This is a genomic window from Pseudogemmobacter humi, from assembly GCF_900609055.1.
Lineage (GTDB): Bacteria > Pseudomonadota > Alphaproteobacteria > Rhodobacterales > Rhodobacteraceae > Pseudogemmobacter > Pseudogemmobacter humi.
In genome coordinates, this window is the sequence record NZ_UXAW01000070.1 from 1 (window position 1) to 12,089 (window position 12,089).

Sequence of the window (12,089 nt, forward strand, 5' to 3'; positions counted from 1 at the left end):
GAACTGAGCGTCCCGGCCCCGCCCGAAGCAGCCGGCCCGGGACGCGCAGTTCCATCCCCCCATATCCGCAATCAGGAGAAAGAGCGAACGGCGCGCGCAAGCGCCTTTGCCCGGCCGCCGCCCGGCCGCGGATGACGACAGGATGCGTGGCCTGACCCCCCGCCGGCGGCAGCCGGAGGGGCGGCAGACCGGCGGGAGACCCTTTCCCGCGGAACGCATCGCACGACCGCCGCCAGCCCCAGACTGGCGCGGGCGCATCCGGCGCCACAGCCGGATGCAAACCAGGCCATCGCTCTCCATGAGTTCCGACAGTGCGGAGTGCGAGTGCGGAGAGCGATGGCCGCCCCTTCTTTCCCTTCCCGCCATGCGCGCGGCTCAGGCGGGGATCTGTTCCGGCACCGCGGTCAGGCGCCCCCGGCTGCGGCGCCGCGCCGCGCGGGGGGCGGTCTCGGGCAGCGCGACCGGCGGGCGTTCGGCGAAAACCTCTTCCAGGAGCGCCTCAAGCCCGGTCACACAGAAATCCGCCCCGGTGGCGAGGATCTCCCGGATCTTCTCCGGCGTGACCGCGCCGCCGTGCAGCGGGCTTTCCGGGCCCTGCCAGATCACCACCCCTACCCTCTTGCCCGGCGCCGCCCGTTTGATGCGGCGGATTTGCAGGATCGAGCCGCGCGCGGGCGCCCCGTCGAGGAAGGACAGCACCATCGTCTCCGACACCGCCCCCGTCACCGCCGCGAACCGGCGCGGCGCCAGATCGGCATGGGACAGGATCTCGACCCTGGCGCCTTCGGCCGCCGCCGCCTGGGCCGCCATCCGCGCCGCCACATCGTCAAGCCGGCTGCGCCCGCCGAGGAAGGCGACCTGGCGGCCCGGCCCGGCCAGCGGCTCGGCGTCGTCCTCTTTCCCGGCCTCGGCCAGTTCCTCCTCCACCACCGCGTCGAGCTCATCGAGGAAAGCCATGGCGCTGACGGTCAGCCGCTCTTCCTGCGCGGGCGTCACCACGCCGCGCTCCAGATCGTGCTGCGCAAGCAGCAGCGCGGGCAGACCCACGTCGCGGTGATAATCCGAAAGCCAGGCCTCTTCCAAAGCCTCTTCTGCGCGGAAGGTGCTCTCAGTCACATCGCCCACCAGCAGCCGCTGATACAGCCGCATATGCGGCGCCAGCACCGGCTTGTCGCCGAACATCACATCGAACAGCTCGAACTGCGGGATATGGCGGCCCAGCACCACGAGGCAGACGGTCAGCGGCGTGGACAGCACCAGCCCCATCGGCCCCCAGACCCAGGTCCAGAAGATCGCCGCCACGATGATCGCCAGCGCCGTCACCCCGGTGCGCGAGCCGTAAAGCCAGGGCTCGACGATGTTCGAGGTGATCAGCTCGACCACGATGAACAAAGCCGCGGTCCAGATCACCGCCGACCAGTCCGGCGAGACCGCGAAGGCCAGAAACAGCGGGAAAGCCGCGGCGAGGATCGAGCCGATATAGGGCACGAACCGCAAGACCAGCGTCAGTAGCCCCCACAGAAGCGCATTCGGCACCCCGATCAGCCAGAGCCCGATCCCGATCGGAACCGCATAGATCGTGTTCACCAGAAGCTGCGCCAGCAGGTAATGCGCGACCCGGCTTCCCGCCTCTTCCAGCACCTGGGTGGTGCGGTGGATGTCGCTCGCGCCGACCAGCCGGATGAAGCGGTCGCGCAATTCGTCGCGTTCGAGCAGCATGAAGATCACGACGACGATCACCAGCCCGGCGGTGCCGATCGGGCTGACCAGCGGCATCACCAGATCGGTCAGGGTGGCGAAGGGGCTCTGATCCTCGACCACGGTCACCGGAACCGGCACCGACCCGGCCGCGGTCCCCGGCGCTGCCAGTCCCGCTGTCGCGCCGCCCTCGGCCGGGATCGCCGCGCCGATCTCGGCATTGATCTCGGTGAACATCTGCGTCAGCCGCCCGGTCAGGCTGTTGCCGTCGCCGCTTTGCTGCAAGGCCTCCAGTTTGGTGACGATATTGGCCTGGAATGCCGGCAATTGCCGCGCCAGCGTGCCGAGCTGGCTGACGACAACCAGCAAAAACAACCCGATGGCAGCGAAAGCGACCGTCACCGTGACCAGCACCGAGGCCAGCATCGGCATGCCGCGGTTGCGCAGGAAACTGACCAGTGGCGAGAGCGCGAAGGTGATCAGGATCGCCACGGCGAGCGGCAGGAAGATGTCGCGGCCCAGATGCAGGATGCCGGCGATGATGACGGCGCCGATCAGCGCGGTCAGCGTCATGCGCCTGGAACTGCCCGGATCGCGGATCCCGTAAAGCGCACCGGGCCGGGGTTCTTCCGACACCGGCTGTTCCTCCTGCATCCGCGCCACGCCAGACACCCCGCGCCCCGATCAATCCCCGCCCAACGCAAACCGCCGCCCCGAGGTTCCCGCGCCCCGGGAAAATACCGCGCGCTGCGGCGGCCCGGTCACGCAAAGCCCCCGATCCCCGGGGATCGGGCCGATATCGGGCCCGCGCATCGCCGCACCGGCGGTTAACCGCTTGATCAGGACGGCGGGCCGACTAGACTTGCGGGCCAAATCAGCCTTCAGGTGGACACGTGCGTCTCAATTCGATCTTTTCCGGTATCCTGGCAGTTCCCGCGCTGCTGTTCAGTCTCGCCCCGCCGGCAGCCGCCGCCTTTTGCGCCGACACCGGCGGCCGGTATGAGGAATGGAAGCCGGTCATGGCCCAGGAGGCCCGCGCCGCCGGCGTGGGCGAGGCCGGAATCCGGGCGCTTATGGGGACCTCATATTCCAAAGCCACCATCTCGGCCGACCGCAACCAGAAGAGCTTCAAATACACGCTAGACAAGTTCATGCAGGTGCGCGGCGCCGATACGATCGTGAAACAGGGCCGCGCGCGCAAGGCGAAGAACCCCGATTTCTACGCCGCGCTGGAACGGCAATACGGCGTGCCGGCCGGGGTGCTGCTCGCGATCCACGGGATGGAGACCGCTTTCGGCGGTTTCATGGGCGACACCAACGTGGTCTCGGCCATCGCCACCTTGTCCTACGACTGCCGCCGCAGCGATTTCTTCACCCCGCATCTGCTGGCCGCGCTGATGCTGGTGGACCGCGGCACGATCAGCCCGCAAAGCATCGGCGCCAAACATGGCGAGCTGGGGCATACCCAGTTCCTGCCCGGCAATGCGCTGAAATACGGGGTGGACGGCAACGGCGATGGCCGGGTCGATCTGAACAACGTGACCGACGCGATGGCCTCGACCGCGAATTTCCTGCGCCAGAAGGGCTGGCAGCCGGGTCTCGGCTATCAGGAGGGCGAGCCGAATTTCGCGGTGATCCGCGAGTGGAACGCGGCGACGGTCTACCAGCAGGCGATCGCCATCATGGGCAAACGGATCGACGGCTGAGCCGCAGCGCCATGAACACCGGGCCGGAGACGGCCCGGCGACGCGCTCCTGACGGACAGAAGGCCCGGACTTCGCGCTCGGCAAAGAGCACGGCAGAAATCCCTGCGATGAGATGCGGGTTCCACTCCCGGGAAACCGCGTTGAAACCCTCGGATCAACAGCCGGGCCGCGATCACTCAGCGCCCGGCGACCGACGAAGTGAACCCGCGCGTGCCGGCCTCTGCCTGCGCCGATGGGGCCGCTGCGGCGGCTCCGGTTCCCGGGAAAGCCGCCAGGAAGCGATCAGATCAGCCTGAAAATCCCTGAAAGCCAGCCTGCACAGGGCGTCGTTCTGCCCCGGCGCCCCCCTCCCCATAAAATTTCGCCGCTACGACTTGCGCTCCCGAAGCGGCACCGGACCAACAGACAGGCCACGGAAGTCCTGAGGGGCGGCTTCAGTGGTTGCGAAGAATACTCGTCCGCGGACGGTCCCGCCCCGGCGGAAGGCCAAAGTCCCGGCCGACCGCTCTCCCGCGGCGATCCCCGGGGCGCAGGAGAATACCCGGCTGCGAAGACGCCGTCCGATCCGAAGCGGGGGCCTTTCCATGCCCAAAGATGCCGGGCATTTTCTCGGGAGGCCGCAGCCAATTCACTGCTGTGAATACCCCATTCCCTCGCCGGCCGGGAATGCTCCGGTTTCCGGGACGATGCGTCGGGAACGTCATGCGACCGGAGTTCCAAAGCGCATGGCACTTCTGCCATATCGCCGGGTCATCGGCGCAAAGGGGCGGCGCCCCGGCAAGGTTTCCGCACGGATCCTTTCTCCCGGCATGCTCTCCGGCAGCCCACCAATCCTTATGCCCCGTCGCAACACCGTTGCCGGAAGGCCCGGGCGTCCTTTCCCCGCTCGGAGTTTCGGATCGCTGCGGCCATGGCCGTCCGGCCCCCGCGCGCGAGATCCGTTCCGTCATTCGCGGGCATCCAGACCCGCCTCATCTGCGTTTCCGCCGCGGCTCCGCCCCGCGCCCGGCCCGAGTCCCAGATCCTGCGCCCAGGCGACGCGGCCACGCCCGGCCCCCTTGGCCGCGTAAAGCGCCGCATCGGCATCGGCGAGAACCTGGGCGGGGTCGGGGTAAAGGCCGGGCGGGACCGTCACCATCCCGACGCTGGCCGAGACCCGACAGAGCGTGTCGCGATACGGGACCGGACGCGAAATCTGCCCGACCACCTCCTGCGCAAGCGCGCGCAGCCGGGTCTCGTTGGTCAGTTCGGGCAGGACCGCGATGAATTCGTCGCCGCCGACCCGCGCGACGCAATCGCGGGTCCTGGTCTGGCCACGCAGGATCGCCGCGACCGCCGTCAGCACCTGATCGCCCGCGGCATGGCCGTGATGGTCGTTCACCTGTTTGAAGAAATCCAGATCCAGATGCAGCAGGGCGAAAGCCGTCCCCTCGCGGCAAAGGCCGGCCAGGAAGGCGTCGCAGGCGCGGCGGTTGCGCAACCCGGTCAGCGGATCGGTCAGCGCCTCGTCCTCGGCCTGGCGCCGCGCGCCCTCCAGCCGGCGGCTGAGCGCGCGCATCTCGCCCATCACCAGCGCATTGGCCTCGGCCAGGTAAAGCAGTTCCATCGTCATATCGGTTGCGGCGAAATCGGTGTCGGTCAGATCCAGCTGATCCACCGCGCGCATGATGTCGATGCCGAAGGTCAGGTTGACGAGCACCCCCGCATCCCGCGCCAGAGGCACCGCGACGCCGCGCAGCCGCAGCCCGCCACCCTGCGGCACCATGCGGAATTTCTGCCCGTCGCGCGCGATCAGCCCGGCCACGCAGGTGATCTGCGACGGGCCGCGCAAGGCGAAGAGGGAAAACAGCGAGCGGCCCCTGATCTCGGTTCCGGGAAACATCCGGCGGATCAGCGGCCCGGCGGCCCGGATCGTGCCGTCCCCGGACAGAATCAGATGCATCGGCATCAGCCGCGCCAGCATCGCCGGATCGAGCGCCAGCCCCGCTTCCTGTTCCGCCCGCGGCGGCGACGGTTCATGCCCCATGATCAGCCCGCTCTGGACAATTCAAACCGGCGCGCTTCGGCGAACCGCGCCTCAAGCAGGCGGATGGTCAGCGCCGGCCCCTGAGCGCAAAGCCAGGGCTCGATCAGGACGAGGGCGCCGTAATCGTCTGCCATCGCGGTCAGCACCCCCGTCATCAGCGGCCCCAGCTCCATCGGAGCGCCACGGGCGGTCAGCCGGTAAAGCCCCGGCCCCACCTCATCCAGACGAAGATCGGGCAGGTCCAGTTCCGGCAGCGCCAGCCGGGCGCGGTCGGGCAGTTCCTCAAGCGAGAGCAGGAAATCGGTGAACCCCGCGCCGCCGAACCGCAACAGCCGGCGCGGCGCCGCGCAATGCGGACCCGCGATGATCGACGTGCCCAGATCTTCGAGAATCGCAGGCACCGGGCGATCCAGCTCTGCCGAACTGAGGGCCAGCACCTGGTCCAGAACCAGCGAATCGTAAGGCAGCAGCGGCTCGAACCCCGAGGACGGGAAACGGCCGCGCGACAGGATCCGCTGCCATGCGGCCTGGCCGAATGTGGTCAGCACATAACCCTGTAACGCGCGCAAAATCAGACCATACATCGCGCAAGCCCCTGCCGTTGCCCCGCCAAGGCTAGAGCGCAAAGGTTAAGAACTTATCCAGGACGACCCGCCGCCTCAGGGAACGAAGAAGATCCCCTCGCCCCCGGTCCCGAGCTGGTTGATCCGCGCCGGCGCCAGCGGCGGGGGCGCCACCTGCCAGAGCGTCAGCAGCCCGGTAAGCTGTTCGGTGTAAAGGCGGCTGCCGTCGCTGCCGCGCAGATCCAGCCGCATCACGCCGCCCGAGGGGCCCGGCATCAGCCCGTAGCCCTCGGTCCAGGCCTGGTGCGCCAGCAGAATCACCGCCTCTTCGCCCGGCACCTCGGGCAAAAGATCGGCGACCACCATCAGACAGCCCGGCCGCCCGTCCAGAACATTCTGGCAGGCAGAAAGGATCTGGTCGAGATCCCATTCCTCCATCTCGCCCAGGAGCATCGTCTTCGTGCCGGATGCGGAGTCGGGCTGCACCGGCAGCAGGCTTTCCAGTTCGGTGATCAATGCGGGCCGGCGCGAAGACGAATCGGTCTGCACCGTGCCGTAAAACCCGCCGTAATCCCCGGCCTGCAAGGCGCGCACCGACGCCAAGAGCGCCTCGTCGCCTTCGGCAAGCGCGTGATCCCCGATCCGCGCCATCGCGCGTTCGCCCGCGAAACCCCAGGCCCGGAAACCGGAATATCCCATATCCTCCAGCGATTTATCGCCCGCGATCACCCGCCCCGCCTGAGCGCGGGCCGAGATCGCCTCGGCATCCACAACCGGCGTCATCCACAGCACCGCCGCGCAGATCACCCCGAGCGCCAGCCAGGGATTGGCGGCGCGGATATGCCCGGCCCAGCCCCGGCCGCGCAGAATCGCCGCCGCATAGACCAGGCCGTAGACCAGCGCGATCAGCACCAGCACCAGCACCAGAAGGCGCGTGGGCGTCGGGCCATAGGCGGCGATGCGGATCCAGACCGCCCAAAACGCCAGCCCCGCCAGCACCGGCAGCAAAAGCGACATGGCCCGCGCCGACCACAACAGGACGGGGCTCTGCGTCGCCTCGGCATCGTCGGCGTCCAGCGCCACCGTCACCAGCAGGATCCCCGCCGCCGCCATCGCCAGAAGCGCCGCCGCGGGCGACAGGCCCGGGAAGCCGTCGTCAAAGCCACGGATCAGCGCCGCGCCGGTGAACACGGCGGAAACCACCGTCACCACCGGCAGCAAAAGCCGCAAAAGCCAGTGGACGAGGCGCGGCGAGAGATGTTCTGCCAGTTCGTTCACCACCGCCACCGCGAGGCCGAAGGCCGCGCCGGAGATCACCAGCGGCATCCCGTCGCGCAACAGCAGATCGCGGATCACGGTGATGCCGACCATCTCCAGCAGCGCGGAGGAGAGCAGGATCACCAGCCAGACCGCGCCGGTGAAGGCCGCCGCCACCATGGCGCGCACGAAGATCGTCCAGGAGATACCGAACAGCGCGGGGTAGTCGCGCCAGTTGCCGCGGCTGGCCTCGGCCAGCAGGAAAGGAACCGGCAGCACCGCCACCGCAAAACCTGCAAGCAGCGGCGCGGGCGTCCCGAAGAGCCCCTCGACCCCGGGCCAGCGCATCGACACCAGCCAGACGAGGCCCGCGGTCATCAGCGAGAGCGGCGCCGCCCTGAACGCCGCGCCGCGCAGCCGCAGGGTGCCCGCCATCGCGAAGAAGGCGCCGGTGAAGACGCTGATCAGCACGGCAAGGAACAAGGTCAGGCGCTCGCCCAGCAGATCGTTTTCGGCCGCCTCGGCCAGCAGCCAGACCGCAAGCCCGGCAGCGGCGCCGCAGATCGCAAAGGCCCAGCGGGTCGGAACAGGTCCACTCATGACCACCTCGGATTCGGATTTCGCATGTCACGCCGCCCCGGCCGGGCCGGGGCCGGCCGCTTACCAGTGGCCGGTGTTGCCCATCGAGGCCCAGGGTTCCTCAGGCGCGCGGGCACCGCCCTTTTGCAGCAGTTCCACCGACACATTGTCGGGGCTGCGCACGAAGGCCATCCGCCCGTCGCGCGGCGGGCGGTTGATCGTGACGCCGTTCTTTTGCAGATGGGCGCAGGTGGCGTAGATATCGTCGACCTCATAGGCGAGATGGCCGAAATGGCGGCTGTCCGAGGGCAGACCGTCGTCGCCGTCCCAGTTGAAGGTCAGCTCGACCGGGCATTCCGGCTGGCCCGGCGGCGCCATGAACACCAGGGTGAAACGCCCCCCCTCGTTGTCGATGCGCCGGGTTTCCTCCAGCCCCAGAAGCCGGAAGAACGCCATGGTCTTTTCCAGGTCGAGCACCCGGACCATGGTATGGAGATAACGGATCGTCATGGGAAAACCTCCTGTCACGGCAGAGACTTACCACATCGGCGCCCCAGGCGACAGTGGGCGCTTCCCGCCCCGGCGGGGTCGTTACCGCGCTCGCGGCTCAGAACACCGAGGATATTGCGAAAGAAACCGAGGTCGTCGATGTTTCGAATCGGCTGACATTGGATTCCGTGCGCCCATGACGCAGACTAACCACAGGAGCAAAGCCCATCACATCCCAGGCCTCAAGCGCCACATCCACAGAAACACCCAACGATCTGTCTGTTCGCCCGCCGGTGACCCAAGCGAAACCCAATGAGTAATTCTCGTAATCGCGCCAACCTGCAAAGGCATTGAAAGAAAGCTTGCCCGGACCAAGCGTCCAGCCCGGATCCACCCCAAGCGAAATATGTGCAGAATCGTAAGTGGAATTGACGTAATCTGATCGCATGATCTCTCCGGTCAGCGCAAGGCTGAGCCGCCCCTCGCCTCCTCGGATCGGCCGCTCGCCAATCAGGGCCACTGTGGCGACATCTATAACCTCGGGAGCCGTATCGCGCCAGTTGCGCTCGACCTCGATCGCCACCCAGAGCGATCCGTCTGCGCCGCTCCAGCCGAGCGCCTGAGCTTCAAAGCCGAGATGGGGGCCGGCTCTTTCACCCGCGATCCAGTTGTAACCAACTTCCGTCCGAAGGCTGACGGGCCGCTCGGCAGCCCCCACCAGCATGTCCCGACGCAAGCCCAGAGCGATACGCGAACGATCCAGATCGCGCGAACGCACCGACCCCGCTTTAGCCTGTGACGCGCCGTCGATCCGGTTTTTCACCATCTCCAGCGAGAAGCTCAGCACCGACTGCGCGGTGGCGCTGGCCGGAAGGATCCGTTGCACCCCGAAGCGCAGATTGGCGCGGTGCCCTGAAAGCGCCTCGGCGCCATCGTCAAGTGTGCCCAGATCGAAATCACCAATTCGGAAAACGTCATCGCGGGCGCCGCCATTCAAATTGTCGCTAGGCCCGGCTTCCAAATCTATCGACCAGCGCCAGGGTGTGCGATTGCGCACCCAGGCCAGATCCTGTCCAGACTGCTCATACGCCTTGTCGTCGGGTGCGACATCAAGCGAACGTCGCAGCCAGAATTGCGCCAGCATCGGCCGGTCATCGCCAAGGGCGGCAAGTGCCGTGGTGCGCGCGATTTCATAGCGCAGCGCTTTACCAGCCTCTTCTTCACGCGCGATCTTCCAGGCCTTACGCCCGGCAGTGAGCCCCTCTTGCGGACGACCGAGCTTTGGCTCGGTCGAAGCGAGCAGAAGCTGGACATAAACACTGTCAGGATCAGCCAGTAGCAGCGCCCGCGCGATACGGTTCGCCACCTCATAGTCGCCTGCACGCCAGGCTTCGCGCGCGGTCAGCAGGGCTTCATCGGGTGTGACGCGCAAAACGTCGGCGGTGACAGCGGGAATCCCGAGCAGATATACGACCGGAAGCATCGCCAACAGCTTCCCGATTCCGACAATCGCCGAAAGGCGGCTCATACCCCCGCCCTTCACTCAGCGCGGCGTACAGATCGGCGAGGCGCCCGCAGTGTCACAACGAGGAATGTTGAACACGCCATACTCATGGACACCATCGCGACCGATCGGGCTGATGTATATCACCCCCGCAACATCCGTAGCGCCATTGCCCCCGAAATTGCCGGCGTAAGTCCCGACACTGTCGCCGCCCCTGAGCTCGACATTTCCGAGGAAGCCGCCATCGCTGTTGATCGATGTCTCACGCAACACAAGACTGGGGAGCGTCGTTGTATCCACCGTCGAACCATCGCTGAAAACCAGCGTCGTCACCTGATTACCTTCGCGGTCCCAAACGGTGCGGTTGGCAATACCACCTTCGACGGTATCCCCACTCCCGGTTTGGGTGAAACGCGCGCTGACCTGAACCTCTCCACGGGTGCTGAGCGGCTCACCGGGATGGAACTCACCCGGACGCGGCGATCCTTGGGGGTCAAGCGGTCCCGGGATGAATACCCCGCCATAGCTGCCGTAATAGTTCATCACTCCCGTCTCCGGCCCCGGGGTCGGGCTCGTGTCGGGGATGCCGGTCGGGCGCGTGTACGCGACGACCCGGATAGCACCTCCACCGTTAAATTCGTTGAACTGGCCGCCGTCTGCTGCGGCAATCGCGACCAGATTCCCTCGCGCATTCTCAGCCACATAGGCCAAGAAAGAGCGGTTCATGTTGGTTTCCTGATACTCATAGGCCAGATAGGCTGGCTGGCCATGATGCGAGGGGATATCCATCTGCTGCCGACGTTTGAAAACCCCGTATCGGCCGGAAGAACTGACCCCGGCCATGTCGATCTCAAGCGTGGTACCGTCATAGCGAAACCCCCGCATGTCGCGGGTGATCGTATCCATACTGGGCGCATTGGGATCGGGATTTGGGATGGGAGGCTCAGGTTCAGCCGGATCTCCAACGAAGGGGTTGGTGCTTCCCCCGCATCCGGCGAGCAGGGCGGAGGTGAAAAACGCATATACGACCGGACGAAACATGAGATGAAACCCCGTGAAGAAATCCACAGCAGGATTGCCGCCAAACCCCTTGAAAGTCAAAGACGAATCCACATGCCGCACCTTTAGCGGCCGCCCGTGTCCCTCTCGCATCAGCATGATTTCGCGGCGCTTTCACGCTCTGCCACCAGATCTTGTTGCCAGGCCCCCGCGCCGGTTTGTCCCTTTGATCGTCTCTGCCTTCACGCTAGACCGGGTTTCAGATGATTCACCCGGAGGACCCCATGGCGCTGACCCCCGAACAAGAGGCCGAGATCGAATCCGCCCGCGCCCATCCGCGCCCGACGCTGCGCGCCGTCTCCGAGGGGATGGAGGCGCATCTCTACCGTGCCCATCCGGTGCTCGATCACGGCTTCATCCGGGTGGTGGATTACATGGGCGACGACAGCGCCATCGTCCAGGCCGCGCGGGTGTCTTACGGGGCGGGCACGAAACATGTCTCGAACGACGAGGGGCTGATCCGCTATCTGATGCGGCACTGGCATTCCTCGCCCTTCGAGATGTGCGAGGTGAAACTGCACGTCAAACTGCCGGTCTTCGTCGCGCGGCAGTGGATCCGTCACCGCACCGCCAACGTGAACGAATATTCCGCGCGCTATTCGGTGCTGGACCGCGAATTCTACATTCCGGCCCCCGAGAACCTGGCGGCGCAGTCGAAGGTCAACAACCAGGGCCGCGGCGAGACCCTCGCAGGCGAAGAGGCCGCGCGGGTGCTGGAGATCCTGAAATCCGACGCCAACCGCGCCTATGACAACTACGAGGGGATGCTCGGCCAGGCCCAACCTGACGGAAGCCCTCAGCAGGGCCTCGCGCGCGAGCTGGCGCGGATGAACCTGCCCGCGAATGTCTATACCCAATGGTATTGGAAAGTGGATCTGCACAACCTGTTCCACTTCCTGCGGCTGCGCGCCGATCCGCATGCGCAATACGAGATCCGCGTCTATGCCGAGGCCATCGCCGCCTGCGTGAAGGACTGGGTGCCGCTGGCCTACGCCGCTTTCGAGGATTACCGCCTCGGCGGTGCCACGCTGTCGGCCAAGGCCGTCGCGGTGCTGAAACGCCGCCTCGCCGGGGAAACGGTGGACGAGGCCGCAAGCGGCATGTCGAAAGGCGAATGGCGCGAGTTCACGGCGCTCTGGGGCTGATGCCGCGCCTGACCCCTTGTGCCCCCGCGCCCATCGGCTACCCTGCCCCGTAAAGACAGGAGG

Annotated in this window: 9 protein-coding genes; 2 read left to right on the forward strand and 7 right to left on the reverse strand. The window is 66.7% G+C overall.

Translation table 11 applies throughout. The annotated features are described in order from the left end of the window. Positions 1-375: 375 nt before the first annotated feature. Complete coding sequence (locus XINFAN_RS10900) at positions 376-2,334, reverse strand: AI-2E family transporter (RefSeq protein WP_160144593.1); 1,959 nt, start codon at positions 2,332-2,334, stop codon at positions 376-378. 272 nt (positions 2,335-2,606) lie between these two features. On the opposite strand from XINFAN_RS10900, the gene XINFAN_RS10905 reads away from it, so the two are divergent. Further along, entirely contained in the window at positions 2,607-3,404 is a 798-nt protein-coding gene (locus tag XINFAN_RS10905; protein WP_435530866.1) for a lytic murein transglycosylase, read from the forward strand. 946 nt (positions 3,405-4,350) lie between these two features. Here the strand turns inward: XINFAN_RS10905 and XINFAN_RS10910 are convergent. The 6 genes from XINFAN_RS10910 to XINFAN_RS10935 form a co-directional block, all read right to left on the reverse strand. Beyond that, on the reverse strand, positions 4,351-5,430 hold the full coding sequence (locus XINFAN_RS10910) for a GGDEF domain-containing protein (RefSeq protein ID WP_233352193.1): 1,080 nt from the start codon (positions 5,428-5,430) through the stop codon (positions 4,351-4,353). A gap of 2 nt (positions 5,431-5,432) precedes the next feature. Beyond that, a complete protein-coding gene (locus tag XINFAN_RS10915) occupies positions 5,433-6,014 on the reverse strand; it encodes a heme NO-binding domain-containing protein (RefSeq protein WP_124086867.1) in 582 nt (193 codons plus the stop codon). A gap of 75 nt (positions 6,015-6,089) precedes the next feature. Beyond that, a complete protein-coding gene (locus tag XINFAN_RS10920) occupies positions 6,090-7,850 on the reverse strand; it encodes a DUF4153 domain-containing protein (protein ID WP_124086869.1) in 1,761 nt (586 codons plus the stop codon). Between the two features lie 60 nt (positions 7,851-7,910). Beyond that, positions 7,911-8,339 carry a VOC family protein gene (locus tag XINFAN_RS10925; RefSeq protein WP_124086872.1) on the reverse strand — a complete coding sequence of 143 codons (429 nt, stop codon included), beginning with the start codon at positions 8,337-8,339 and terminating at the stop codon, positions 7,911-7,913. 97 nt (positions 8,340-8,436) lie between these two features. Next, positions 8,437-9,846: a surface lipoprotein assembly modifier gene (locus XINFAN_RS10930; RefSeq protein ID WP_124086874.1), complete on the reverse strand. Its 1,410-nt coding sequence runs from the start codon at positions 9,844-9,846 to the stop codon at positions 8,437-8,439. Between the two features lie 15 nt (positions 9,847-9,861). After that, positions 9,862-10,980, reverse strand: a complete 1,119-nt coding sequence (locus XINFAN_RS10935) for a hypothetical protein (protein WP_124086876.1) — start codon at positions 10,978-10,980, stop codon at positions 9,862-9,864. A gap of 125 nt (positions 10,981-11,105) precedes the next feature. Between XINFAN_RS10935 and thyX the strand changes: the two genes are divergently transcribed. After that, positions 11,106-12,026: an FAD-dependent thymidylate synthase gene (gene thyX, locus XINFAN_RS10940; protein ID WP_124086878.1), complete on the forward strand. Its 921-nt coding sequence runs from the start codon at positions 11,106-11,108 to the stop codon at positions 12,024-12,026. Positions 12,027-12,089 lie beyond the last annotated feature (63 nt).